Annotated in this window: 24 protein-coding genes and 1 tRNA gene; 9 read left to right on the top strand and 16 right to left on the bottom strand. The window is 55.5% G+C overall.

The features are described 5' to 3' along the window. Nucleotide 1 precedes the first annotated feature (1 nt). Nucleotides 2-2,035 carry a capsular polysaccharide biosynthesis protein gene (locus FHS72_RS14425; protein WP_183530373.1) on the top strand — a complete coding sequence of 678 codons (2,034 nt, stop codon included), beginning with the start codon at nt 2-4 and terminating at the stop codon, nt 2,033-2,035. On the opposite strand, the gene ribD is transcribed toward FHS72_RS14425, so the two are convergent. From ribD to dnaG, 5 genes are all read right to left on the bottom strand, one after another. Further along, nucleotides 2,032-3,120 carry a bifunctional diaminohydroxyphosphoribosylaminopyrimidine deaminase/5-amino-6-(5-phosphoribosylamino)uracil reductase RibD gene (ribD, locus tag FHS72_RS14420; protein WP_343042698.1) on the bottom strand — a complete coding sequence of 363 codons (1,089 nt, stop codon included), beginning with the start codon at nt 3,118-3,120 and terminating at the stop codon, nt 2,032-2,034. The two genes, FHS72_RS14425 and ribD, sit on opposite strands and share 4 nt — an antisense overlap. Then, complete coding sequence (nrdR, locus tag FHS72_RS14415; RefSeq protein WP_183530369.1) at nt 3,117-3,584, bottom strand: transcriptional regulator NrdR; 468 nt, start codon at nt 3,582-3,584, stop codon at nt 3,117-3,119. The genes ribD and nrdR overlap by 4 nt, the downstream gene beginning before the upstream one ends. 302 nt (nt 3,585-3,886) lie before the next feature. Then, on the bottom strand, nt 3,887-4,156 hold the full coding sequence (locus FHS72_RS14410) for an HlyU family transcriptional regulator (protein ID WP_183530367.1): 270 nt from the start codon (nt 4,154-4,156) through the stop codon (nt 3,887-3,889). A 3-nt stretch (nt 4,157-4,159) separates the two neighbouring features. After that, nucleotides 4,160-6,136, bottom strand: coding sequence for an RNA polymerase sigma factor RpoD (rpoD, locus tag FHS72_RS14405; RefSeq protein WP_183530365.1), 1,977 nt, complete (start codon nt 6,134-6,136; stop codon nt 4,160-4,162). A gap of 151 nt (nt 6,137-6,287) precedes the next feature. Continuing rightward, the gene (gene dnaG, locus FHS72_RS14400; RefSeq protein WP_183530363.1) at nt 6,288-8,249 is read right to left on the bottom strand and encodes a DNA primase; all 1,962 of its coding nucleotides are present in this window, start codon (nt 8,247-8,249) and stop codon (nt 6,288-6,290) included. Nucleotides 8,250-8,637: 388 nt separating this feature from the next. Here dnaG and FHS72_RS14395 point away from each other — a divergent pair, with 388 nt between their 5' ends. Genes FHS72_RS14395 through FHS72_RS14385 form a run of 3 tightly spaced genes read left to right on the top strand, consistent with a single transcriptional unit; the run spans nt 8,638 to nt 11,242 of the window. Next, on the top strand, nt 8,638-10,098 hold the full coding sequence (locus tag FHS72_RS14395) for a TadE/TadG family type IV pilus assembly protein (protein ID WP_183530361.1): 1,461 nt from the start codon (nt 8,638-8,640) through the stop codon (nt 10,096-10,098). After that, nucleotides 10,095-10,658, top strand: coding sequence for a TadE/TadG family type IV pilus assembly protein (locus FHS72_RS14390; protein ID WP_246414720.1), 564 nt, complete (start codon nt 10,095-10,097; stop codon nt 10,656-10,658). The genes FHS72_RS14395 and FHS72_RS14390 overlap by 4 nt, the downstream gene beginning before the upstream one ends. Next, the gene (locus FHS72_RS14385) at nt 10,655-11,242 is read left to right on the top strand and encodes a TadE/TadG family type IV pilus assembly protein (RefSeq protein WP_183530357.1); all 588 of its coding nucleotides are present in this window, start codon (nt 10,655-10,657) and stop codon (nt 11,240-11,242) included. The genes FHS72_RS14390 and FHS72_RS14385 overlap by 4 nt, the downstream gene beginning before the upstream one ends. On the opposite strand, the gene FHS72_RS14380 is transcribed toward FHS72_RS14385, so the two are convergent. Continuing rightward, the gene (locus FHS72_RS14380; protein ID WP_183530355.1) at nt 11,243-11,731 is read right to left on the bottom strand and encodes a hypothetical protein; all 489 of its coding nucleotides are present in this window, start codon (nt 11,729-11,731) and stop codon (nt 11,243-11,245) included. A 134-nt stretch (nt 11,732-11,865) separates the two neighbouring features. Next, nucleotides 11,866-12,459 (bottom strand): TetR/AcrR family transcriptional regulator, encoded by a 594-nt coding sequence (locus FHS72_RS14375; RefSeq protein ID WP_183530353.1) that lies wholly within the window; start codon nt 12,457-12,459, stop codon nt 11,866-11,868. Nucleotides 12,460-12,578: 119 nt separating this feature from the next. Between FHS72_RS14375 and FHS72_RS14370 the strand changes: the two genes are divergently transcribed. The 5 genes from FHS72_RS14370 to FHS72_RS14350 all read left to right on the top strand — a co-directional run bounded on the left by FHS72_RS14370 (nt 12,579) and on the right by FHS72_RS14350 (nt 17,345). After that, nucleotides 12,579-12,887 (top strand): hypothetical protein, encoded by a 309-nt coding sequence (locus FHS72_RS14370; protein WP_183530351.1) that lies wholly within the window; start codon nt 12,579-12,581, stop codon nt 12,885-12,887. Between the two features lie 55 nt (nt 12,888-12,942). After that, nucleotides 12,943-14,229, top strand: a complete 1,287-nt coding sequence (locus FHS72_RS14365) for a homoserine dehydrogenase (protein WP_183530349.1) — start codon at nt 12,943-12,945, stop codon at nt 14,227-14,229. Nucleotides 14,230-14,369: 140 nt separating this feature from the next. After that, on the top strand, nt 14,370-15,335 hold the full coding sequence (glpX, locus tag FHS72_RS14360) for a class II fructose-bisphosphatase (protein WP_183530346.1): 966 nt from the start codon (nt 14,370-14,372) through the stop codon (nt 15,333-15,335). A gap of 94 nt (nt 15,336-15,429) precedes the next feature. Further along, nucleotides 15,430-17,187, top strand: a complete 1,758-nt coding sequence (recJ, locus tag FHS72_RS14355; RefSeq protein ID WP_183530344.1) for a single-stranded-DNA-specific exonuclease RecJ — start codon at nt 15,430-15,432, stop codon at nt 17,185-17,187. 83 nt (nt 17,188-17,270) lie between these two features. Beyond that, a tRNA-Glu gene (locus FHS72_RS14350) sits at nt 17,271-17,345 on the top strand. A gap of 227 nt (nt 17,346-17,572) precedes the next feature. On the opposite strand, the gene FHS72_RS14345 is transcribed toward FHS72_RS14350, so the two are convergent. The 9 genes from FHS72_RS14345 to FHS72_RS14305 all read right to left on the bottom strand — a co-directional run bounded on the left by FHS72_RS14345 (nt 17,573) and on the right by FHS72_RS14305 (nt 26,234). After that, nucleotides 17,573-18,331, bottom strand: coding sequence for an ABC transporter permease (locus tag FHS72_RS14345; RefSeq protein ID WP_183530342.1), 759 nt, complete (start codon nt 18,329-18,331; stop codon nt 17,573-17,575). Further along, nucleotides 18,331-19,119, bottom strand: coding sequence for an ATP-binding cassette domain-containing protein (locus tag FHS72_RS14340; RefSeq protein WP_183530469.1), 789 nt, complete (start codon nt 19,117-19,119; stop codon nt 18,331-18,333). Before FHS72_RS14340 ends, FHS72_RS14345 begins: the two co-directional genes overlap by 1 nt. Before the next feature lie 60 nt (nt 19,120-19,179). Further along, nucleotides 19,180-20,184 (bottom strand): ABC transporter substrate-binding protein, encoded by a 1,005-nt coding sequence (locus FHS72_RS14335; RefSeq protein ID WP_183530340.1) that lies wholly within the window; start codon nt 20,182-20,184, stop codon nt 19,180-19,182. Nucleotides 20,185-20,491: 307 nt separating this feature from the next. Continuing rightward, complete coding sequence (gene proB, locus FHS72_RS14330; RefSeq protein ID WP_183530338.1) at nt 20,492-21,652, bottom strand: glutamate 5-kinase; 1,161 nt, start codon at nt 21,650-21,652, stop codon at nt 20,492-20,494. Nucleotides 21,653-21,873: 221 nt separating this feature from the next. Next, complete coding sequence (locus FHS72_RS14325; RefSeq protein WP_183530336.1) at nt 21,874-22,956, bottom strand: DUF1513 domain-containing protein; 1,083 nt, start codon at nt 22,954-22,956, stop codon at nt 21,874-21,876. A gap of 1 nt (nt 22,957) precedes the next feature. After that, complete coding sequence (locus FHS72_RS14320) at nt 22,958-23,974, bottom strand: imelysin family protein (RefSeq protein ID WP_183530334.1); 1,017 nt, start codon at nt 23,972-23,974, stop codon at nt 22,958-22,960. After that, a complete protein-coding gene (locus FHS72_RS14315) occupies nt 23,971-25,521 on the bottom strand; it encodes a di-heme oxidoreductase family protein (RefSeq protein ID WP_183530332.1) in 1,551 nt (516 codons plus the stop codon). The genes FHS72_RS14320 and FHS72_RS14315 overlap by 4 nt, the downstream gene beginning before the upstream one ends. After that, nucleotides 25,508-25,993, bottom strand: coding sequence for a bacterioferritin (bfr, locus tag FHS72_RS14310; protein ID WP_183530330.1), 486 nt, complete (start codon nt 25,991-25,993; stop codon nt 25,508-25,510). The genes FHS72_RS14315 and bfr overlap by 14 nt, the downstream gene beginning before the upstream one ends. Then, nucleotides 25,968-26,234, bottom strand: coding sequence for a (2Fe-2S)-binding protein (locus FHS72_RS14305; RefSeq protein ID WP_183530328.1), 267 nt, complete (start codon nt 26,232-26,234; stop codon nt 25,968-25,970). The genes bfr and FHS72_RS14305 overlap by 26 nt, the downstream gene beginning before the upstream one ends. Nucleotides 26,235-26,236: the final 2 nt, after the last annotated feature.

Here is a 26,236-nt window from a genome sequence, read left to right as displayed (position 1 = left end):
AATGACGTCCACAGCCGGACATGCCGCCGCAGAGGACACCCCTCTGCGGCGGCTTTACGTTTTTAACGGTGGATTTTTGACGCAAAAGCGGGTCCGCCGGATTATGACGCTTGCGGGCTACGACATCACACTCGGCAAACCCAGTGACGGCGATCTTGTGGGCGTTTGGGGCAATAGTCCGACCGCGCATCGCGGTGAAACAATTGCCGCGTGGACCGACGCAAATATGGTCCGCGTCGAGGATGCATTTTTGCGATCAGTGTTAACAGGCCGCGACGGCGCTGATCCTCTTGGACTTCACATAGACACGCAAGGCGTGCATTTTGACCCTGCCACGAAATCGGACCTCGAAATCCTGCTCACCGAGCATCCGCTCGACGATACGGCCCTCCTGAACCGCGCGAAATCCGCCATTCAGAGGCTTCAAGACCTACATCTGTCGAAATACAACGCCTTCGATCCGACCACCCCTGCCCCTGATCCGGGCTACGTCGTCGTCATCGACCAGACCAAAGGCGACGCTTCGGTCAAGGCCAGCAACGCCGACCTGAACACCTTTCGCGAGATGTTATATTACGCGCAAGAGGAGCACCCGAACGCGCAAATTATCGTTAAAACGCATCCCGAAACCACAGCAGGCCACCGAGAAGGCTACTTCACAGATGCCGATTGCACCGGACGCATCACGCTTAACGACACAGCAATCTCGCCCTACGCGCTGTTTGAAGGCGCAATCGCCGTCTACACAGTGTCGTCGCAAATGGGTTTCGAAGCGATCTTAATGGGCCACAAACCCGTCGTTTTCGGCCAACCATTCTACATTGGCTGGGGCCTCACCGACGATCGAAACCCATTAGATCGACGCCAACGCAGTTTAACTAAAGCGCAATTATTCGCCGCAGCAATGATCCTCTATCCCACATGGTACGACCCGTTCCGCGACCGTATTTGCCAATTAGAACAAGTCATTGACACGCTCGACGCACAAGCCCGCGCGTGGCGCGACGATCATCAAGGCTGGGTCGCATCCGGCATGCGCATGTGGAAACGCAAACCGTTGCAAGCCGTCTTTGGCCACGTCAAACCCGTCATTTTCGCCGAGGGGTTGGACGCAGTTAAAAAAGCCCGGACCGAAGCACGGCGCTGCATGTCGTGGGCCAGCAAAATGTCCGACGGCATGGACGATGTGGTACGTGTCGAAGATGGATTCTTACGCTCGCAGGGGTTAGGCGCGGACCTCATTGCGCCGCTATCGCTCGTCTGCGACGACTTGGGTATTTACTATGATCCGACCCAACCCAGCCGTCTCGAACAAATCATCAATACGCAACCCAAGCTGAGCACCGCAGATCGCGACCGCACCAACAGGTTAATTAAGTCACTTATTTCAAAAGGCCTTTCGAAGTACAACACCGGAACGCAAACACTGCCAACTGGTCTTCCTGCAGGGCGGCGGATTCTGGTTCCAGGCCAAGTCGAAGACGATGCCTCGATCAAATGTGGCGCTGGCAACATAAAAACGAACCGCGATTTGTTGATCGCGGCGCGCAATGCCAACCCCGCCGCCGTGATCCTGTATAAACCCCACCCCGATGTCGAAGCGGGTTTGCGCGACGGCGCGATCCCCGACGCTGCCGACTACGCCGATGCTATTTTGACGGACACGAATCCCATCGCTGCCCTCACTTTGGTCGATGATGTCTGGACGATGACCAGTCTTTTGGGCTTTGAAGCGCTGCTTCGCAACAAAACCGTCGTCTGCACAGGCATGCCATTCTACGCGGGTTGGGGGCTAACCGACGACCGTGGTGCGCCCTGCCCGCGCCGCGCCGCAACACCGGATTTAACCGCACTCGTTCATGCCACCTTGATCCGTTATCCGCGCTATTTCGACCCGAAAACCGGACAGGCTTGCCCTGTAGAAATAGTCGTCGAACGCCTTGCAAACAACGATATTCCGGCGCCGTCACGCTGGAATAGAAGCATTGCAAAGCTTCAAGGTGCGGTCGCAAGTTACGCGCATTTATGGCGTTAAACGCGGTCCCATGACGACAAAACATCGTCGCCAATTCGGCGCGTGGCGACCAGTCTGAAATTTGGCGCGTCCGCCAAATGCGCGACGTCCATGCCGGCCACCGCCGCAATACCGTCCGCGCCAATGACTTTTCCGGCTTGAAACACCTCAAGCCGATCAACCAGTCCCGCAGTCAGTAACGATGCGGCCAACCCGCCGCCGCCTTCACAAAACACCCGCGTTAACCCTTTGTCCGCCAAAGCGGTCAAAGCCGCCGCCACGTCGACGCGCCCGTTAACCATAGGGCACGGCAAGCTCTCGGCCCCCTGCGCCGTGAATGCCGTCGCATCGCCCGTACCATGGCACAACCAGAGCGGCGCATCATCAGTCGTAAAAAACATCTGCGATTGCATTGGTAAATCAAGATCGCTGGACACAACGACACGAACAGGCTGACGACGAGGCCCCATACCGCGCACCGTTAACTGCGGATTATCAGCGCGAACCGTGCCTGCACCGACCATCACCGCATCATGTTTTGCACGCATTGCATGGACAGACGACCGTGCATCAGGTCCCGTGATCCACTGACTTTCACCAGTTTTTGTGGCGATCCGACCATCCAAAGTCGTCGCTACCTTTAACGTCAGATATGGTAAACGCTGGGTCACACGACTGAAAAAACCAGCGTGATCGCGGTCGGCATCAGCCTGCATCACACCTGTGACAACGTCGATCCCTGCTGCGCGCAACATCGCGATGCCGCCGCCGTTCACACGAGGATCGGGATCACCCGTAGCGACCACGACTTTCGCAACTTTCGCTGCAACCAACGCACCAGCACACGGCGGGGTTTGACCGTGATGTGCGCAAGGCTCTAACGTCACATAAACCGTCGCGCCAGCCGCGTTTTGCCCCGCCTCAGCGAGTGCCGCAACTTCTGCGTGCGGCCTGCCGCCGCTCATCGTCCGACCGCGACCAACAACGCGGCCACCGTTCACGATTACGCAACCAACGGCCGGATTTGGCCATACCTGCCCCTGACCGCGCCGCCCTAATTGCAGGGCAAGCGCCATAAATCGGGTGTCTAACTCAGTTGGTCTCACGTCTCGGATAGGATGTCTGGACGCAGTTCACTCACGAATTTATCAAAGTCATCAGCCGCTTGGAAGTTCTTGTAAACGCTGGCAAATCTGACGTAAGCGACGGTATCAATTCGCGCCAAGCTTTCCATGACAATCTCGCCAATCGTGGTCGACGGAATGTCAGTTTCACCCAGACTTTCCAAACGGCGAACGATACCGCTGATCATCTGATCCATCCGCTCGGGTTCCACCGGACGCTTTTGCAGCGAAATACGGATAGAGCGTTCCAGCTTATCGCGATCAAAATCTTCGCGACGTCCGTTTGATTTGATCACAACCAAATCGCGCAATTGAACACGTTCGTAAGTCGTAAATCGACCACCGCAAGCGGGGCAAAAACGACGACGACGAATGGCGACATGGTCTTCAGCCGGACGCGAGTCCTTTACCTGCGTGTCGACGTTTCCGCAAAATGGACACCGCATAATAATCCTCGTTCGTTGCACATCGTGAGTATTGGGTTGGACTTATCCACAGTGACTATAGGTCAGCCGCAAGACTTTGGGTAGTCTCCATTTTCAAACGCTTCATATAGATTTGTGCGTTTTCGAAGCGATCAAGCAATGCACATCAATTTCAACGCCACTCAGCGGCCAAACGCGGCAATCCAAATCGATGCCACGGCACCAAATGTTCGAAAATGTAAAGTTCGTGAGTATTATTTTGGGAAATTCGCCAAACTAAAGCAGAAATAGACAAGCCAAAAACCAAACCAGCTTTCACCGACCTAACTAAAGATACGCTCGCCCTGCTCGTCGATCACTTGTCGTGCCTTCGCGGCGGACGCCTCAATCGCTGCATCAAGACCTTCTAACGTATCAGCGCGGATCAACTGATGTGACTTCACCTCGCCATCAATTTCACGTTCGATACGGGCCGCGATCCGGTACCGTTTTCCGTCCTGCATAGGTTCCGCAAAGATGCGAAACCCGTTGTATTCCTCGGCAACGGGCCCCTTAGGGGAACCGCCACCGAACATTTTGGACAGCCAAGACATCGCTTATTGATCCAAGAACGACCGCAGCTTGCGCGACCGGCTTGGGTGTTTCAGCTTACGCAATGCTTTCGCTTCGATCTGACGGATACGTTCGCGCGTCACGCTGAACTGCTGACCGACTTCTTCCAGCGTGTGGTCGGTGTTCATGCCGATCCCGAAACGCATCCGCAGAACGCGCTCTTCGCGTGGTGTGAGTGACGCAAGCACGCGTGTTGTGGTTTCTTTCAGGTTTTCCTGAATAGCAGAATCCAACGGCAGGATCGCGTTTTTGTCTTCGATGAAATCACCAAGCTGCGAATCTTCTTCGTCGCCAATAGGCGTTTCGAGCGAGATCGGTTCTTTGGCAATTTTCATCACCTTACGAACTTTTTCCAAAGGCATTTGCAGCTTTTCTGCCAATTCCTCTGGTGTCGGCTCGCGGCCAATTTCGTGCAACATTTGACGTCCGGTACGGACCAATTTGTTGATCGTCTCGATCATGTGGACCGGAATACGGATCGTGCGGGCCTGATCAGCGATAGACCGCGTGATCGCCTGACGAATCCACCACGTCGCATAAGTCGAGAATTTATAGCCGCGACGGTACTCAAATTTATCCACGGCCTTCATCAAGCCGATGTTACCTTCTTGAATAAGATCAAGGAATTGCAGGCCGCGGTTCGTGTACTTTTTCGCAATCGAAATAACCAAGCGAAGGTTTGCTTCGACCATTTCTTTTTTGGCCTGACGGGCTTCTTTTTCGCCTTTCTGAACCTGCTGAACGATGCGGCGGAATTCAGTGATATCAACGCCGACATACTGACCAACTTGGGCCATGTCGCCGCGCAAGCCTTCGATTTTATCGGTGGAGCGTTCGATCAGCATCTGCCAACCGCGTCCGGCTTTTTCGCCCATTTCTTCGAGCCAGTTCGGATCTAGCTCGCGACCACGATATGCCTCGACAAATTCACGACGGTTAATACGGGCTTGGTCGGCCAGTTTCACCATTGAGCTGTCGATCTGCATGATGCGGCGGTTGATGCCGTACAGCTGGTCAATCAGGGCTTCGATCCGGTTGTTGTGCAGGTGAAGCGAGTTCACCATTTCAACGATTTCAGACCGCAAAGCCTGATATTTACCTTCTTCTTTTGCCGAGAACGATGAATCTTCGTTCAACGTCGCGGACATCCGCGCGTCTTGCATATCGGACAACATCGCAAAGTCGCGGGCGATGATTTCGAGCGTTTCAAGCACACGTGGCTTTAGCGCAGCTTCCATCGCGGCCAAGGACATGTTGGCTTGATCGTCTTCATCTTCGTCATCATCTTTGGCGATTGGGTTGCCGTCAGCGTCCAACTCTTGCGTCTTTTCGCCATCAGCCGGTTTCGCAGATGCGTCGCCAGTTGGCGCCACCACAGCGACGTCTTCGCCGTCTTCACCAAGCGTGTTTCCAAAGGTCGTTTCTAGATCAATAACGTCCCGTAACAGAATGTCTTCGCTCAACAATTCGTCGCGCCAGATCGTGATCGCTTGGAATGTCAGGGGGCTTTCGCAAAGCCCGAGGATCATCGTGTTACGGCCGGCCTCAATGCGTTTGGCAATCGCGATTTCGCCTTCGCGGGACAGCAATTCGACGCTACCCATTTCGCGCAGATACATCCGAACAGGGTCATCTGTGCGATCAAGTTTCTCGGCTTCTGCGCCACCTAGAACAAGTTCGCGCGCACCAGAAACGGTTGCGACTTCGCGCGACCCGTCGGTTTCTTCGCTTTCTTCTTCTTCGGTAACCTGGATGCCCATCTCGGACAGCATCGACATCACGTCTTCGATTTGGTCGGACGACACCTGATCCGGCGGCAAAACCGCGTTCAACTGGTCGTATGTGATGTAACCACGCTCGCGGGCGTCCGCGATCATCTTTTTGACCGCAGCCTGGCTCATGTCGAGCGAACCATCATCCTGGTCACGATCTTTGCGGTCGTCGTTATCCTTCGCGGCCATGGGCTGCTCCTTCAAAGTCGTTCAGGGGGCAATTTTGCCCACAAAGTGATTCGCATGATTCGGTCAAAGTCGAATCAACGAGGAATTCGGGTGATTCGCAACCACATGGGGCGCGATTTCTTAATGTTGTTGCGCCAATTGACGTGGCGGATCAGGAACCTGTCCCTTTTCCGGGACGTGCATTCTGCATGTTTTCCAAAAGCTTACCAAATGCGCTGCGCTCGTCTTTGTTCAGCATCGATCCATTTTCAACCTTCACATAGTCCGCCGTGTCGTCCGTCTCTTGGCGCACAGAGGTATCAATCGACTTTGCGGCCTGCGACAAACGCCATGTCAGGCTTTCATCAACATGCCCTAGCATTTCTTCCATGCCGTCGCGCAATTCGCGGTCGTGACCACGTTTCGCCGCCAATTTACCTAGCTCTTCGCCCAAACACATCGACGCCACTTCAATATCACCCGCGCGGCGGACCGCTGGGCTGATCTTGACGTGGGTTTGCGAAAACAGCTTTTCAAGTGGGTCCGCACCGATCTCGTCAAAGATTGCGGCTTTCACGTCTTCAGCCTCTGCATGACGCAAAATCGCATCGCGCAGCAACGCATGATCAGGATCGAAACAATCCATCCGTTCGACTTGCGCCTCAAAGGTGACGATCACAGCGGGCGTCGCAATCAATGTAGCAAGGATCACCGCCTCGCGCAGGTGCTCCGTCTTGGCGGCCCCTGCCCCAAGTGCGGATGATTTGTTTGATGCAACCGGACTCATTTGATTACGCCATGGATCGCCTTTCGTGAACGCCTGCCGTTTGCCCGGCACATATTGCGCCTTTTTGGGCCGAAACAGCCCCCAGCGCATTTCCTTGATCGCTTCACCATAATGCGAACGTATTGACGGATCCTGAATCAATTTTATTTTTTCGCGCAGTGCTTTGTCCAAGCCCGCCTTGCGTTCGGGGCTGTCGAACACCTTGCCTTCGGTCTCGCGCCGCCACAAAAGCTGTACCATCGGGATCGCCTGATCCAGCAGGGCCTGCATCGCGCTAGCCCCTTTTTGTTTAATCAAATCATCGGGGTCCATGCCTTCGGGCATCAATGCAAATCGCAGACTTTGGCCCGCTTCCAGCAGCGGCAGCGCAATATCAATCACCCGCATCGCAGCCCGCAAACCAGCCGTATCACCGTCCAGCGCGATGATCGGTTCAGGTGCGATCCGCCACATCATCCGCAATTGGTCCTCGGTAATCGCGGTCCCCAACGGGGCGACGCAGGATGTGAAACCCGCCTCTGACAGCGCGATCACATCCATGTAGCCTTCGGCCACGATCAGCGGCTGACCCTTACCCGCAGCCTCACGCGCAGGGCCGTGGTTATACAACGACCGCCCCTTGTCGAACAACGGTGTTTCTGGCGAATTCAAATATTTAGCACGCGCATCAGCGGCCATTGCGCGACCACCTAGCCCGATCGCACGGCCCCGCGCGTCACGGATTGGAAAGATAATGCGCCCGCGAAAACGATCATAAGGTGCGCCGCCACGGTCGCTTTCCGCAGCAAGCCCCGCTTCAAGAACAAGCGATTTATCCACGCCCTTGCCCGTCAACTGCGCCAGAATACCTCCGCGGTCGGGGGCAAATCCAATATCCCACCGCGCTTGGGCCTCTTCCGACAATCCGCGCCGTTCCAGATAATCACGCGCTTCCGCTGCTGCGCCCGTTTTCAACTGCAACCGGTGCCACTGTACGGCTTGTTCCATCACATCAGCCAACAACGTGCGCCGATCCGTTTTTTCCTGCGCACGTGGGTCTTGGGCGGGCATCGGCATGCCTGCTTCGCCTGCCAAAATCTGAACCGCCTCCATAAAGGACACGTTTTCGGTTTCACGCACAAAGGAAATTGCGTCGCCTTTGGCGTGGCAACCAAAGCAGTAATAGAACCCCTTGCGGTCATCGACGTGGAAACTGGCGGATTTTTCTTGGTGAAACGGGCACGGCGCCCAGAAATCACCCTTGCCCTGATTGGACTTACGGCTGTCCCACATCACCTTGCGCCCAACAACGTCACTAATGGACAGTCGGGTGCGTAAGTCGTCGATGAATCCGGGGGGTAAGCTCATTCCCGCAATATCGCGAAATACGCAGGAAGAGTCGAGATCGCATGATCGGATTTCGGCGAAACCGATTCTGTTTTTTACGAACGCCACTGGGTCGGCTTGCGAACAATCAGACCCGTCCGCAAAAATCGTTTCCAAAAACATCGTTAATCTAAGATTTAGGGCAAATGATCAGCGAAAAAATATGGGTAAGGTAAACAGCAGAAACGCTCTTATTTTTATGACGATCAAGCATGCACCTCGCGCTTCGGCAAGGTTTCGCCGCAATTCAGAACGCTTTGCCACATTTCAGACAAATCTAGAGGTCTTAAACGGTCTTTATATTGCTTTCGCACAGGCAAAAGGCGTGGGGACCGAACCGTTTTGTGTAGCTTATCCAAGGAAGACGATCATGCGCCAACTACCAAGCTGCTGTGACCGCAGAAAACTAGCCGAAAAACGGCAGGAAATTGTGAACAAGTTTATTACCCGCGAAGACGGCTCAATGATCGTGCTCGCATTATTCCTAATTCCAATGATGCTGATCCTCGGCGGCATGGCCGTCGACTTTATGCGCTATGAAGGCCGTCGCGCCGTCATCCAAGATACAGCAGACCGCGCAGCCCTTTTGGCTGCCAACCTCGAGTTCACGGATGTGGGCGGTGGTGTGGCCGTGGTCGACGATTACTTTGCCAAGGCCGGTTTGCAGCAATATCTGGACGGTCCAGCAATCGTCACGGAAAACATCAACAACCGTACCGTTGAAGTGAACGTGAAACAGCCTGTGAATACGTTCTTTCTGAACTTGGTTGGTATCGACTCTATCAACGCAGCGGCGCAATCTGTTGCGACCCAAGGTGTTGGTAACGTTGAAATCTCGTTGGTTCTGGATATTTCCGGATCGATGAGAAACGCAACAAAAGATGCGTCAGGAAGAGACACAAACCAATCAAAAATGGCCGCTATGAAGACGGCGGCGACGACATTTGTGAATACAGCCCTGCAGGAAAGCAACCGAGACCGCGTGTCTTTGTCGTTGATCCCCTACTCTGAGCATGTGAACATTGGTCGCGGCTTGTTCGACCGCATGACGACAGACCGGAAGCATAACTTTTCACACTGTGTAGATTTTTCTGACGCTGATTTCGGAACAACTGGCATCGACGCAGGTCGCACCTATAGCCAAGGTCAACACATCGACAACTGGTCTACTGGCAACACTTTGTACAACACAAACTGTCCGAGCGAATCTTATGAAGAAGTCACAGCGATTTCTCAAAATCGCGACGCGTTGGTTGCTCAAATTGCACAATTCCAGCCAACGACCCAGACATCCATCTTTTTGGGCATGAAATGGGGTCTCGCCCTGCTGGATCCTTCCGTTCGTGCGATGGTCGCGCCGGATCTTGATGATGCGTTTGAAGGTCGTCCTGACAGCTTTATTACCGACACAGAATCCAACGAGACACGTAAGGTTCTTGTGATCATGACCGACGGTGAAAACACGCAATCCACGCGTGTGAAGCCAGAGTTTTACGCCGATCCGACACATTACGCGCATTGGGCTGAACAGCCAGTCAACACTTGGAGAAACAACAATGTGTTTACTGGGAGCCATAACATGTCAGAGTTCACTGAGAATTTCTATTCGAACTCCCAAGGTAACGCGCTGCTCGCCGCATCGTGTGAAGCTGCTCGTGACGCCAAAGTTCAAGTGTTCGCCATCGCCTTTGAGGCAAGTTCAGACGGCGAACGTGTTATGGCTAATTGTGCGACATCTGCGAACCACTACTTCAACACCAACGGTGATGACTTGAACGCTGTGTTCCGCGCCATTGCCGAGCAGGTTACCGACCTGAGGCTGACACAATGATGGACACTTTTCGGAAAATGCCCCCTCTTTCTAAGTTCGCTCGGGCTGCGAAGACCTTTTTCCGGAAAGAAGATGGCACCAGCACGATCGAATTTATGATGGTGCTGCCGGCCGCCATGTTCTTTTTTACCGCGACTTACGAAAGCGGCATGATGGGTCTGCGGAGTGTGATGCTTGAACGCGGTGTCGATGTGACGGTCCGCCAGGTTCGGATCGGCGCATTGGAAAGCCCAACCCACGCGGATCTAAAGCAAATGATCTGTGATGTGGCTTCGATTATCCCCAATTGCATGGAAAGCGTTAAGCTGGAAATGATCCGCAGGGACCCGCGTAATTGGACCCCTGTAAGCACGGAGAAAGACTGTGTCGATCGATCAGATGACAGCGAACCAGTGGTCAACTGGACCATTGGCGGGAACAACGACCTGATGGTCCTGCGTGCATGTGCAATCTTCGATCCGGTTTTGCCGACAAGTGCAGTCGGTGCGGCTGCCCAAGACGCAAGCGGCATTTATGCCCTTGTAGCAACGTCATCCTTTGTTGTGGAGCCTTATCAATGATACATATTCCTCGTATCCGCACAGCAGTCGCCGGATTTCGCAAAAGCGAGAACGGTTCTGCATCAGTCGAACTGTTATTAATGGTGCCGCTGCTGTCTTTTATCACCTTTTCGATGGTCACATTTTTTGCAGCATTTCGTGCGGAAACTGACGCGACACGCGCCGCCACGGTTCTCACCGACATGGTCAGCCGCGAAGACACCCCCGTCACACCTGAGTTTCTTGCAGGTGTCGAAGGTCTGATGAAAACGCTTATCCGGTCGGACCCCGATCCAGAATTTCGCTTGACCGCGTTCACGTATGATGCCGACGACAAATCCTATCTGGTGTCTTGGTCCAAAGACACGGGCAAATATGGCTCGATGGACAATACTGACATCAACGATGTGTCGGATCGATTGCCAATTTTGAAAGACGGACAACGCGCCATCTTGATGGAAACCAGCGTGAACTACGAACCGATGCTCGACATTGGTTTGGGGACGCGGACGTTCGAGAACTTTAACGTCAGTGCCCCGCGTTTTGTCGCACAATTGTGCTATATGGAAAGTGCATCTGCGGACGTAGAAACGGCGCGCTGCTAATTATTTAGCGCTGCGTGTGGCGACCTGCAGGGCGATCTGTTCAGCCATAAATTTTGACTGGCCAGCAGAAACTGCACCGCCCACACCAACATAGCGCCCAAAGCGCCACCATAACCCCGGGGCCCAGCCTCGGGGTTGTTTGGTTTTCAGCTTGAGGGTGAAACCGTTGGACGGCTTGAAGGCAAATGCCCCGCGATCAACGCTGACGATGTCGTCGATCCGCGCAATGACCATCCCGTCGCTGGTTGAAATCGTGTCCGCTGTCATCATGATTTCCGACAATGTCGCGCGTCGCAATGCCTCGGCTAGCACGAGCGACCCGATACCTAGCGCTAGGACGAGCAGCAACAATGGCAACGCGGGTGGTTCGCCCAGTGCCACGTAAATCAACAACATTCCCAAGACGTAAATGACGCCACATGCGACCACTCGGCGTCCGGTTGACGCGCCAACAACGGCTAAAACGCCGTCTTTATCCGGATGAAACATGATAAGAGCCCCCACTTTGTTAACGCCCTTTACCTGTTCGGGTAACGCAGCGAAAGCGTTTACCGATCAGCGTTTCGCACGCGAAACATGTTATGTGACATGTGGGTTCACAAAAGGTTAATGGTTGTAAAGTGTTAACGCGGTGCTGAGACCGTGCGCAGGACTAGATCGCAGTAGATGTCTTCGACCTGTTCTTGGGTCAAACGCCCGTCATCGCGATACCAATTTGTGATGCCTGTGAGCTGTGCGATCAGCGACAAAACTGTAACTTTGCGGTCTGGCAATGTGAACGAACCGTCGGCTTCACCGGCCTTCAGGATACCTTCGAGGGCATCTTCGTAATTCCGCCTAAGCCCTTCGACAACAAGGAAGTTCTCGGGAGAGAGGTTGCGTAATTCCATATAGGACACAAAGACCTCGTCGCGGCGCGGCAGGTGGTAACGGATATGAAACAGCGTGAACGCCCGCAGTTGTTCAGTCGGCGTTCCGGTGATCAATGTCTCGTCGTAAGCGGCCAGCAGTTTCTCCATATGCCGACGCATCAGATCGAATAAAAGCGTCTGTTTGTCGGAGGTATAGTTGTAAAGTGCGCCTGCCTGCACGCCGACTTCGGCAGCGATCTGGCGCATCGAAACGGCGGCACAGCCATGCCGCGCAATCAAACGCAAAGCCGCGGCCCTGACTTTGGGGCCGGTGATGTCAGAATGTGAACCTTGTTTACGTGCCATATCACACTGTAAATGAACGCTTGTTCACTTGGAAAGACCCAATCGGCAACCAAATGACTGCGCACCTTGCACCTTGCCGTGCAGACCGCGTAAATTGGGCGAAATCACAGGACGTTGCTATGCTTTTTCGCCAAACATTTATTCTAACCGTTTTTGCGGGTTTGGTGGGGTGCGCGACGATTCCTGAAATTGGCGGCGAGCAAGCAATTGCGGCACGTGCGGCCCCTTACCCTGACCTTATTGCCTTGGAAACGTTGGTAAATACGGATCTATCAGAGCAACCCCGCATTACCACAGCATCAATCATTGGGACCGAAAACAGGGTTAATAGGTTGCGGGCGAACGCTGCTGCATTGCGCGGGCCGGTGGTTGATGGGGCAACACGCGCACGGATGCAGGGTGCAATTTCCCGCGCTGCGTTGCGGTGACAGCCCATATTGAGTAACAGCGTTTTAGATTTTCACGACAACGACGGAACCTTTGATGACACAACCACTTCGCCTTGGAATCGCCGGTCTTGGCACGGTTGGTGTGGGCGTTGTCCGCATCATTCAAAAACACGCCGATTTGCTTGAAGCACGTTGCGGCCGCCGGATCGTGATTTCCGCCGTATCTGCCCAGTCTCGCACGAAAAATCGCGATGTGGACCTGTCGGATTACGCGTGGGAAGATGATCCTGTGAAACTCGCGGCGCGTGACGATGTTGATGTCTATCTCGAGTTAATGGGCGGGTCCGAAGGCCCTGCAAAAGCATCCACCGAAGCAGGAATCGCAGCAGGCAAGGATATCGTTACAGCAAACAAAGCGTTGTTGGCGATCCACGGCCAAGCCTTGGCGGAAGCCGCCGAAGCGCGCGATCGTGTGATCCGGTTTGAAGCGGCGGTCGCGGGCGGCATTCCGGTTGTAAAGTCTTTGACAGAAGGTCTGGCCGGAAACGAAATCACACGCATCATGGGCGTGATGAACGGCAGCTGTAACTATATCTTAACGCGGATGGAGGATGCTGGTCTTTCATATGAAGCGGTTTTTGATGAGGCCAATCAGCTCGGGTATCTTGAGGCCGATCCTGAACTTGATGTGGGCGGTATTGATGCGGCGCATAAATTGGCGCTGCTGGCATCGATTGCCTACGGCACAAAGGTTAATTTCGACGGTGTTGATCTGGAAGGGATCGGCGCGGTCACAATCGAAGACATCCACCAAGCGGCGGATATGGGCTATAAGATCAAGCTGTTAGGCGTCGCACAAATGACGGGTCGCGGCTTGGAACAGCGCATGTCGCCATGCCTTGTGCCGGACACATCCCCGCTGGGTCAGCTGCAAGGCGGGACCAATATGGTTGTGCTGGAAGGCGATAGCGTTGGACAAATCGTGCTGCGCGGTGCTGGTGCTGGTGAAGGCCCAACCGCAAGCGCGGTGATGTCCGATGTCATGGATATTGCGCGTGGTTTACGGCTCTCGACGTTTGGACGACCTGCGATTACATTGCGCGAGGCGCGTTCGGCGCATTCAGCGATCCCTGCCCCGTATTATTTGCGGATGCAGTTGTTGGATAAACCAGGTGCACTGGGCAAAGTCGCGAAATTGCTGGGTGAAGCTGGGATTTCTATCGACCGGATGCGCCAGTATGGGCACAATGATACGTCGGCTCCGGTTCTGATCGTGACGCACAAGACGACGCGGACGGCTTTGAACGAAGCGCTAGAGGCGTTCGAGAGCACCGATGTCGTTGAAGGCACGCCTGTCGCCATTCGTATTGAAGCGGTCTGAAGCGAACTTTCCTTGAGGAAAGACAGTTTAAGCTAGGTTTCTTTGATCAAAGAAACTTGGGTGCCTGTTAGCGTTCACATGGTTGTTTTGCATCGACGGTAGACTTACGCCGGAAGTGTAATTTTCATGAGGATGCCATTATGCCTGTTTCAACTGACTTTAACGACCGCGCATTGTCGCTGGGTCTTGCCCGTGTGTCGGAGGCTGCGGCGATTGCTTGCGCCCCACTGATTGGTCGTGGCAATGAAAAGGCGGCAGATCAAGCAGCCGTTGACGCCATGCGGAGGCAGTTGAACAAATTGGACATCGCAGGCGTCGTGGTGATCGGCGAAGGCGAACGCGACGAAGCCCCGATGTTGTTCATCGGCGAAGAGGTCGGCACTGGAAATGGCCCCGGCGTGGACATCGCGTTGGACCCGTTGGAAGGCACGACGTTAACTGCGAAAGACATGCCAAACGCGCTAGCCGTGATCGCGATGGGGCCGCGCGGATCGATGTTGCACGCACCGGACGTCTACATGGACAAATTGGCAATTGGCCCAGGTTATGCAGAGGGCGTTGTGACCTTGGACATGTCCCCGTCAGAGCGCGTCGCGGCATTGGCCGCCGCCAAGGGCTGTGACGCGACTGGCATTATGGTTTGCGTGTTGGAACGCCCGCGACATGAGCAGATTATTGAAGAAATCCGCAGTACAGGCGCCGCGATCCGGTTGATCACGGACGGCGACGTTGCGGGCGTCATGCATTGTGCTGAACCCACGAAAACTGGGGTCGACATGTATATGGGATCGGGTGGCGCGCCTGAAGGTGTTCTGGCTGCAGCTGCGCTAAAATGCATGGGCGGTCAAATTTTGGGTCGCCTGACGTTCCGAAACGACGACGAACGCGGTCGGGCGGCGAAGGCTGGGATCACGAATTTCGACCGCATTTACACGCGCGATGAAATGGTTACGCAGGACGTGATTTTCGCAGCGACGGGCGTGACCGACGGCAACCTTGTTTCCGGTATCAAGCGTGAGGTTGGATTTATTACTGCCGAGACGATTCTGATGCGATCGAAGACTGGATCGGTACGACGGATGCACTATCGTAATCCAGTCGGCTGAATTGGGCGTCATGCCGCCTCCGGCGGGAGTTGTTTTGGCGAAATGAAGATGAGGGGCGTGGTCAAAGCGAGACCCCTACTTTATGTGTCGTGGGATGAATACTCCACTAGATAAAGCATTTTTGGGCGTCGCAGCCTCTGTCACCAACCGCCGCTGGATCGGCCCGAGCATGGCTGAGGACCGCGCGTCAGAAGCGATGGCGCAAGCCACCGGTTTACCAGCCCCGCTGTGTCGCACATTGGTCCGGCGCGGTGTCGCACCTGAAGAAGCCGACGCGTTTTTGGCACCGACGTTGCGGGATTTGCTGCCTGATCCCCGGTCTTTGAAGGATATGGAACCTGCGGCGGCGCGATTTTTGGCGGCCTTAAACAAGAAAGAACGTATCGCAGTTTTTGCCGATTATGACGTGGATGGCGGAACATCAGCGGCACTGTTGCTGTCGTGGCTGCGCGATATGGGCCACCGTGCGACGCTGTATGTGCCGGACCGGATTGACGAAGGTTATGGCCCGAATGACGCGGCGATGAAGATGCTCGCGGCGGATCACGATTTGATCGTTTGTGTTGATTGCGGGATCCTGTCGCATGGTCCGATTGCAGCGGCCTCTGCCGCCGAAGTTATTGTTTTGGATCACCATTTGGGCGGCGAGACGTTGCCCCCTGCGCTAGCCGTTGTGAACCCGAACCGGCAGGATGAAAGCGGCGATTTGGCTCATTTGTGCGCTGCTGGCGTAGTGTTTTTGATGTTAGTTGAGGTCAATCGCCAGATGAAAGTCGCAGGTCAGAAAGGCCCTGATTTAATGGCGCTTTTGGATTTGGTCGCGCTTGGCACTGTTGCTGATGTTGCCCCTTTGATCGGTGTGAATCGTGCGCTGGTGCGTCAGGGATTAACCGTGATGGCGCGGCGTGGCCGGATTGGCTTAACGGCGTTGGCGGACGTTGCGGGCATGGATCAGGCACCAACGTCCTATCATTTGGGATTCTTGTTGGGCCCGCGCGTCAACGCCGGCGGCCGGATCGGCAAGGCGGATTTAGGCGCACGTTTGTTGGCCACGGATAACCCCCAAGAGGCCAGCGACATGGCCGCGAAATTGGACGAATTGAATTCCGAACGCCGCGAGGTCGAAACGCAGGTGCGCGACTTGGCCATGGCGCAGGCCGAGGACCGCGGATTTGACGCGCCGTTGGTCTGGGCCGCGGGCGAAGGCTGGCATCCGGGCGTCGTGGGAATCGTCGCGTCACGGCTGAAGGAAGCCACGAACCGGCCCGCGATTGTGATCGGCATGGACGGTGACGAGGGCAAAGGATCGGGGCGATCCGTGTCTGGCATCGATTTGGGCGCGGTGATTCAGCGCGTGACGGCTGAGGGACTGTTAATCAAAGGCGGCGGTCACAAAATGGCAGCAGGGTTAACGGTGTCGCGCGACAAGTTGGACGAAGCGATGACGCGAATCTCTGAGCTGTTGGCGAAGCAGGGCGCGGGCGACATCGGCCCTGCGGATCTACGATTGGACGGAGTTTTGATGCCGGGGGCCGCAAGCGTGGAATTGATCGAACAAATCGAAAAAGCCGGGCCGTTTGGTGCGGGGGCCCCTGCCCCGAGATTCGCCTTTCCGGATTGTCAGATTTTATTCGCGAAACAGGTTGGTGCGAACCATTTGAAGGTGACGTTCGGCGACGGTCTGGGCGCAAAGATCGATGCGATTAGCTTTGGTGTCATGGACGGGCCGATGGGGCCGATGTTGATGAAACATGGCGGTGCGCGTTTCCATTTGGCAGGACGGCTTGAGATAAATACGTGGCAAGGGCGGCGTTCACCGCAGCTACGATTAGAAGATGCAGCGCCGGCATAAACTTTTTTGAAAAAAGTTTGAAAAAGTTGAAAAATGTACTTGCCCTCAATGGGGGCATTTACTAAAAGCCCCCTACTAGCTGCGGTCCCTTCGTCTATCGGTTAGGACGCCAGGTTTTCAACCTGGAAAGACGAGTTCGATTCTCGTAGGGACTGCCACTAGTCTTCATAACATACTGAATAGAAACACCCTTTTGGGGGCGCGTGTCAGTTTGGCCGCTTGTCGTTCTATCGTTTTGTATGTTGGCGTTGTGCTTTTGCGACCTGCGCTATGAAAGCAATATGGTGCAGGATTTACGATGTGATGCCGTTGTTGTGGCCCAGAATCACAGACGCTGCTGCGTGGCTTATCCACACAACAGCGCCTGTAAAATCGCGGGAGTTCGCTAACTGTTTTCCCGCTCTGCCCAGCCTGCAAAATAGCGTTCGAGCATCACCACTGCGTAGTACAGAATGATTCCCAGCAACGCCAAGGCGATCAGTACGGCGAACATGAGTGGGTAGTCGCCGTTGGTCTCGCCTGATTTGAATAATGCGCCCAAGCCACGGCCATGCGGGCTGACGATTTCGACAAGGTTTGTGCCGATGAAGGCCAAAGTTGCCGCGACCTTCAGTGCTCCAAAAAATTCGGGCAGTGTTTTGGGCAAAGCGATTTTTAAGAAAATCGTCATCCGTGATGCCCCGAGTGCCCGCAGGATGTCGCGATATTCGGGTTCAAGTGTGGACAGGCCGATTCCGACCGAGACGGCAATCGGGAAGAACGAAATCATAAAGGCCATCAGGACGGTATTAAAGTCGTGTTGGCCGATGAAGATCAGCGAAATAACAGGTACCAATGTTGCCTTGGGAATCGCGTTAAAGCCGATCAGCAGCGGGTAGAGCGCGTCGCGGGCGATGCGCGAAAAGCCAATGATCATGCCAAGCAGCGTGCCAAAGACGACGGCGAGCAACAGCCCCGCGACAGTCCGCCAAAGCGTCTGCCAGCCCATCGTAAGGAACAATTCTTTATATTTCCAAAACGCAGGCGGAAGGTCGGATGGCGACGCCATTTTGTAGTTGGGCCAATCATTTACCCACACCAATGCTTCCCATAGGCCAAGGAAAACGACAATCGCGAGAATCGGAACTGCAATTTTACTTAACATCAGTGACCGCCCTCTTCGCGACCTTGCGCGATCTTAATTTGCTCGCGCAGAATATGCAGCATGTCGGCGACGGGCGGCGTGTAGAGCACATCAAGCGCACGATCTTCGGGCAGGTCGATGTCCATGACGTATTGGGTTCGCGCGGGGCGACCGGATAGCACAATGACCTGATCGCCGAGATAGACGCTTTCGCGCAGATCGTGGGTGATCAAAACGGCGGTGAAAGGTTCGGCGCGGCGCAGATCGCGCATGGTTTGCCACAAATCTTCGCGGGTGAAGGCGTCGAGCGCACCAAACGGTTCGTCCATGATCAGCACGTCGGGTTTATGCACAATGGAGCGGCACAGCGAGGCGCGTTGCCTCATACCACCGGACAATTCCGACGGACGTTTGTCTTCGAAACCGGTCAGGCCGACCATTTCCAGCAGCTCCATCGCGCGGTCAACGCGGTCTTTGCGGGGCATGCGCGGGGCCACTATTTCGAGCGGTAAAATGATGTTGTCGAGGATCGTGCGCCATTCCAGCAGTACCGGATTTTGGAACGCCATGCCGACGGTTTTACGCGGGCCTTTGACACGTTCGCCGTGCAGCCAGACTTCGCCTTCGTCGGGTTTCAGCAGGCCAGCGACCAGTCGTGTCAGCGTGGATTTACCGCAACCTGATGGGCCAACAACGGCCGCAAAAGTTCCGGTTGGCACAGACACGTCCAACCCGTCTAGCACCGGAAGCGGACCGCTTGCGGTGGCATAAGCGTGTTTCACGCCTTTGATTTCAATAAGATTTTCGATGTCGCACCTTTGAAAGCTAGGGCCGCCGTAACACCGGCGGCCCGTCGATAACGTGTCTCTTTACTCAAGCATCAAGCTGCCGTCTGTGGGCAGGTAGCTGCTGTCGAAATAGAGTGATGCATCTGGTTCGTTCTGGAATTCGTAGACGGTTTTGGTCTGTTCAATCGCGTTTGCCATACGGTCCGCGTCGATTGATCCAATGCCGTATTCTTTCACGAAATCCGTCAGAACGTTGCCTTCGATCGACATCTGAAGGCGTTGTGTTTCGAGGTCCGCATCTGCCGCCGGATTGCGTTCCATCAACGCGGCAATAGCTACGTCAGGTGTTTCAATCGCACCTTTCCAGCCCTGCGCGATTGCGGACAAGAAGCTGGTGATGACCTCTGGATTTTCCGCTGCAAATTCTGTGTTAACGATGATCGCGTTTCCATAAAGATCCACGCCGTAATCGGCCATCAACAATACGGACAGGTCGTCTTCTGGTACGCCCAAGCGCAACAGGTTCAACGTGGATGAGAACGAGAAACCTGCGATGGATTGCACTTCGCCTTCGGCCAGCATCGGTTCGCGGGTCGGGAAACCAACGGGTTCAACCGTGATTGTCGCCATGTCGAGGCCAGTTTCAGCCGCGAAAATCGGGAACTGCGCCCATGCGCCATCTGGCGGCGGTGCGCCCAAGACAGAACCCGCAAGATCGGCAGGTTCGGAAATGCCCAAGGATTTACGCCCGACCACGGCAAAGGGTGGTTTGTCGTAGATCATCATGACTGCGGTGACGGGTGCGCCCGGATTTTGATCCAAGAACCGCATCAGCGAGTTAATGTCGGCAAAGCCGACAGGAAACGCGCCAGTGGCAACTTTGGGGATCGCGTCAAGCGACCCTGCCCCTTCGCTGATTGTCACGTTCAGGTCGGCGTCTGTGAACAGCCCCGAATCGAGCGCATGAAAATACGGCGCAGATGGACCTTCAAATTTCCAGTCTAGCGCGAATGGCAGGTCAGTTTCTGCGAGGGCCGTGGTCGCGAGCGACATCACGCCAAATGTCAAAATTGATTTATAAATCATAGAGAGAATTCCTGTTGTGTTGGTAATCGCAAGCTAGGAGACACTGCCAAAATGGACAGCATCAGGCACGACTATCCGCCGAACTTCTCGTTCTGGCAAACATAAAAGCACAAAAATTAATCAAAAAAAACGAACACCGCAAACTTAACAGGCGTTTGGGGTGCACGAAATCTAGGCAAAAATAGATTCGGGTGGTTGGGTTTTGGCTGCGGTAATCTGGTGTTGTCGCGTGCCGCGGGCCGCCTGTAGCGGGGACCGCTTTGGGTGATCGGCACCAGGACGGTGCCGATCAAGTTTTGTGGGTATTTTAGACTGGAATGACGATTTTTTGGTCGTGCCCTGGCGCGTCATGCGGCAGGTGGTTTTCCTTGAGAACCAGAATGTTCTCGGCGCCCACGATGTCACTTTTTGTTTTATAACCAATGACATCCTCGACGGGCATGTCGAGGTGGCGGGCCATCAGCATCGTCTCTTCGGACGAGAAGTTAGTCAGGCCGCGCGCGACTTCTTCACCGTCTTCGTTATAGACATGCAGGACGTCGCCTTTGGTGAAATCACCTTGGATCGAGATCACATCCATGCGGCTGATCCCACAGCTGCCAGCGATGACAGAGGCGGCCGTTTCGTTGGAAATGACCAATGTGCCAGAGACCTGCAAACGGTTGCTGAGCCAAACTTTGAGCGGCGACGCGGTTTCACCTGGCACGAGACAGCGCGTAAAGCGGCGTTCGTTGTTCAACACGGACGACACGGGACGTTCGATGATGCCTTCGGCGATGATCGTCTCGACGCCCGCATTCTGGGCCATGTTCGCAGCCAGCATTTTCGTCAGCATACCGCCGCTACCCAAGGTGCTGATGCCCGTTGTGGATTCCAAATGGTCGTTCACGCCGTCAATTTCGTGGATGAACTTCGCATCCGGATCGGACGGATCGCGGTCGTAGAGACCGTCAACACTGGTCAGAATAATCAGTGCATCGGCTTCGATCATTTGGGCGACTTTGGCGGACAAACGGTCGTTGTCGCCCACGCGCAAGTCACGGGTCGCGATGGAATCGTTCTCGTTGATGATCGGCAAAATGTCGTTTTCGAACAGACGCAGCATGGTGTTTTTGATGTTCAGAAAACGGCGACGTTCTTCCATGTCTTCGACTGTCACCAGCATTTGGGCGACTTCAAGATCGAATTCCGACGCGACCTGACGGTAGGCGTTCATCAGCAAGGGTTGACCGCAGGCGGCGGCGGCTTGTTTGTCCAGAACGCCCGCTTCGTCGGGGCGTTTGCCGACCATATTCAACCCAAGTGCAACAGAGCCCGACGAGGTCAGAATAATGTTGTGCCCTTCTTTTTGAAGTTGGGCGAGATCGCTCATCAAACCGTTCATAAAGGCATAGCGCAGGGTGAGTTTGTCACTATTCGCGAGCAGGCTGGAACCGATCTTTACAACGATCTTCTTTTTCTTCGGCATGATATAATCTCCGACATCTATCTGTTTTAAAAGGACAAAGTACCGCTCAACCGCGTCTATTGACGCAGCCCGAGTGCCCGACCTTATTTATGTGTTCGGCGCTGTATAACACGCACCCCGACCCGGAATGCAAACAGGTCGCCGCAATGCAGCAAATGAGGTGTTACATTTTTTCGACGTCGCGCGTTTCAAAGCTGTCCGGAAATGCGCGTTGGCGTCCGTCAAATCGGGATCAGGTGGTTATCCCATTGCATGTTGGTTTGTTGGGCGAGGCTCTGTTCGCTGCCTTGCATTTGACGCAACGCGCCTGTGCCGGAACTAACCGTGAGCGTGCCTTGATGTGTTGCCACGCCGCACACGTCCGGCATTGCGACTGACTGCGTCATGTGTCCCGTCTGCGCGTCGTAGAGTTGCAACAAGCCACCGCGCGGCGATGTGATCGCGACGGTTTGGCCGTCCGCCGTAAAGGCAATGCTGCCGACATAACCGTCCATGTCGCGCACGTCGTCGGCAGGGGCCGACAGCAGCCGCACGGGCGTGCCGATCTGGTGAATGCCCGCGAGCGTCTCCACGGGGCCGTCGCCTTGCCATTGCATCCCAAAGGCGACCTGCCCGTCTGGCCCAAGTGCCAGATGCCGGATCGAGTTCTTGTGCAAGACGGCGGGCAGATCGGCGATGTCGATCACCGCGCCTTCTTCGATATAGGTCAGGTTCGGCGCCATTGTCGGGATGTTCAATTTGATGCGGCCCGTGTCGGGATGCGTGTCGATCCCGCCGTTTGCGATCACCAGCGTGTCCGTGTTTGGCAAGCGTTTGATATCGTGTGGACCAACGCCGCCGCTGGCCCATTCATCGATCCGCTTATAACCCGCAGCCACATCCCAAACACCGATACGTCCCTGCCCCAACTCGTAGTCGTTTTCGGTTGTGAACAGCAGGCTTCCGTCTGACGAGAACGCGCCGTGACCGTAAAAATGCCGCCCGTCGACAGCAGTGAGCATGGCTTTTTGCGCCCCTGTCACGCAGTCAATCACGACCGCGAAAGTGCCGGGGCGACGTGCGAAAGCCACCGCTTCGGGGCGAGTCGGGTGCGCTGCGGCGGCGTGGCCGCGTGCAGGCAGTGGCAACTCAAAACGGACGCTGAGGTCCGCACCGATCCCGCAGAGAACGTAGTTACCGTCGGATTTTGCCGCCGCTGACAGGAACGCGGGCGAGCCTGCGTCGGCCCATGTCGGTTTTGGCATCAATCCCGCGGCCAGTAGACCGCCTAGGAATTGACGACGTCCTGCGATTGGCGTTGCCATATCAGTCGCCATCCAGCGCGTTGAACCCTGCTGCCACACCGAGCGTCGGGCCGAGTTCGTCGCGGACAATCGTGCGGATACCGTCGACGGATTGCTGCACGACTTCGACCATAAAGCGGCTGGCGGGATCAGCCACGCCTGCGAATGTCGGGTCGTCCAAGTCAGAAAGCTGCGTCTCGGCACGAACAAAGCTGGCGTCGAGCGTATCGGCGAGGTCTGCATTATCGCCTGCCAGTCGCACCGCGAGGTCTTGTAGGGATTGCAGGCTCAGCATGACATGCGCGGACGAACGGCCAGACCGATAGACCTCTGCCCGTGTCGGACGGGGTTTGTCGAAGGTGCCAAGCGGACGACCAAGGCGCGTATCGGAGGTAAATTCGAGCCCCGTGGATAGGGATTTGAACATCTCTTGCAGGACTTCTTCGTTACTGCGGTAGATGCCATCTGCTGATGGTGACTGCATCGCGGTGGCGTAGTCTGGCGTCCAATCGTCGAGGATATTTTGCGCAGTTGCCGCGATATCGGCGCTGATGGTTTGCACGAGTTGGCAGTGGTAAGCGTCGTCGTCAGCGATCATCAGCGTGTCGTCGTACAGCAGGAATTCCATGGCGTAGAAGCCACGCGCAGCGATTGAAACTTGGGCGTAATCGGCAGCGGTTGCCGCGATAGGGTCTTTGTCAGCAAGCAGCGTGCCCAGCGCGCGCGGCGTGGCACCACGGCTGTCGGGCCAGAACGCCAGGGCGAAAGCGCGGTCGCCTACCTCGGTGGGGCCAAACCGCAGGTGGCTGGCCATGACCCACGCGTCGAAAGCGTCGCCGTAAGCGCTGCGCAAGGATTCCGAGGTTGGATTGCAATCATCGAGGGCCGCGTTCGCGAGGAGCTGCGTGCTGTCCGCTAGGGATTCGAACCTAGGCAGGATATGCCCGTTCAGGACGTCACCGATCACCACATCGGGGGTGTCAACTTGGGCCACCAAAGGTGTGGCGAGTAGCGTCAGGGCAAGGGCAAAGCGTTTCATAGGCTCTCCAAGAATTTGATAAGGGCGTCGCGGTCGGCGGCGGTCATGTCAACGACGGTGTCACGTTGGGCTGCTGCTTCGCCGCCATGCCACAAGACGGCTTCCAATAGCGAGCGCGCACGTCCGTCATGCAGAAAATATGTGTGGCCGCTGACTTGTTCGGTCAGGCCAACACCCCAAAGTGGCGGGGTGCGCCATTCGGTGCCTGTTGCGCGGGCTTCGGGGCGGTTGTCCGCAAGGTCTGGTCCCATGTCGTGCAGTAGCAGGTCGGTGTAGGGCCAGATCAATTGGAAGCTTTGTTCGGGCTGATCTGCAAGACGATTGGTCACAAAACTAGGCGTGTGGCAAGATGCGCAGCCGGTTTCGTAGAACACCTGTTTGCCTCGCAAAACCTGCGGATCATCCATATTGCGCCGCGCTGGCACACCCAGATTGCGGCTGTAGAAGGTCACGAGGTCCAGCCCTTCGGCGTCGATTTCCGTGACGCGATTGTCGCCGTCGCCGTGGATCGCGGCGAGGCAATCGGCCTGCAGGTCGGTGCATTCGCCGCTGCCCGCAACAAATAGCGGATTGGAAATGCCGATGTCGCCGACAAAGGCCGCAGCGGATTGTTCGCGGATCGTGGGATTGCCAGCCTTGAGACCAAAGCGGCCCAGCATCGGCTGGTCAAACTCGACGGACCAGACAACATTCGGACGGCCAGAAATACCGTCGCCGTCCAGATCGTCGGGATCAGCGCCAGCTAGGATGTCAGCGGCCGGGATCGCTTCGAGCAGACCAAGACCGATCATCTGAGGGGCCACGCGCGGGCTGAGCATCGCATCGGGATGAAGCGGCCCGTAGCCAAGGTCGGCAGCTGTGTAGGTCGGGTGGCGCAACGAGACGTCAGTGCCATCAGCAAGCGTGACGGTTTCCTCTGCGTAGGTGATGTCGAGCCGGTATTCGGACGGATGCCCCTGCACCGCAAAATCTTGCAATTGCGTGCCGTAGGTTGGGTCCGGTGATGTGGCGATATAGTCTTGGATTTCAGCGATAGCGGCATCCGCCCCGCCTGGAATCGAGACCCGCAGGAACATCGAAATGGCGTTGCTGTCGTCAACTTCGGGTGGATGGCCACGCCCGTCTTTGATGTGGCAGCGTTGGCAGGACCGCGCGTTGAACAGCGGCCCCAATCCGTCAGACGCAAGCGTTGATGACGGGGACGATACCCAGATTTTGCGGAACAGACCGTTGCCGACCTTAAAGTTCAGTTCGTCCTCGAATGTGATGTTGCCCGATGCCTGCGAAAACGCATCGGCATTGCGGAACACACGCACGGTGGCGGCCCCTGCGGGTTTATCTTCGAACCGTTGTGGTTGGGTGAAATCAGTTGTTGGCGCTGTGACGCGGGCGATACGGGCCGCCTCGTCTGCTGTGCGCGGGATGACATTAAGATGTGGATCGCCGAGATCCCAAGTCGGGGCCTCGGCGATGTTTGCAGCTTCGGTATCGGCCAGCGCCATGCTGCCCGTCGCCAGTACAACAAAAAGCAGATTACTCGGCTTCATCCATTTTCGATGCGTTAAGAAGGGCATATTTTTCTTCACCAAGTTTGGCTACGAGATCAAGTTGTGTCTCGAGGAAGTCGATATGACCTTCTTCATCGGTCAGCAATTCTTCAAAGATGTTTTTTGTGACGTAATCGCCTGCTTCTTCACAATATTTGCGGGCTTCTTTGTAGAAGGCTTGCGCCTCTTGTTCCGCTGCCAGATCGCATTCCAGCGTTTCTTTTGGCGTTTGGCCAATCCGCAGCGGGTCGAGTTTTTGCAGGTTCGGGTGGCCGCCAAGGAACAGAATGCGTGCGATCAACTTGTCCGCGTGGTTCATCTCTTCGATGCTTTCCTCGCGGGATTTCTTGGCCATGTGACCAAGACCCCAATCTTCTTGCAGACGGAAGTGCAGCCAATACTGGCTCACCGCTGTCAGTTCGGCGCGCAACGCGCCATTGAGATATTCAATTACTTTTTTGTCGCCGGTCATCTGTGTTCTCCTGTGTGGCTGCGGGTCTGAGATTCCGCAGGTGCATGGGGACTTCTAGGTTAGTATTCGTGCGCATCGCTGACAAGAATAGCGGCATACACCCGCCGCAATCCGCCGCTTTACCCAATGCACGATACACTTTCCCAGGAGTAATAATGGTCTTGTCATCCGATGCCCGCATCCAGTCGATGGCCGCGTTAATGTCGTGGTCGGTGATATTCTGACAGTGACAAATGATCATGA

It is taken from the genome of Yoonia ponticola (genome assembly GCF_014199395.1).
GTDB classification, from domain to species: domain Bacteria; phylum Pseudomonadota; class Alphaproteobacteria; order Rhodobacterales; family Rhodobacteraceae; genus Yoonia; species Yoonia ponticola.
Note: the sequence above shows the minus strand (reverse complement) of the source record. Positions and strands in the feature narration are given on the sequence as shown.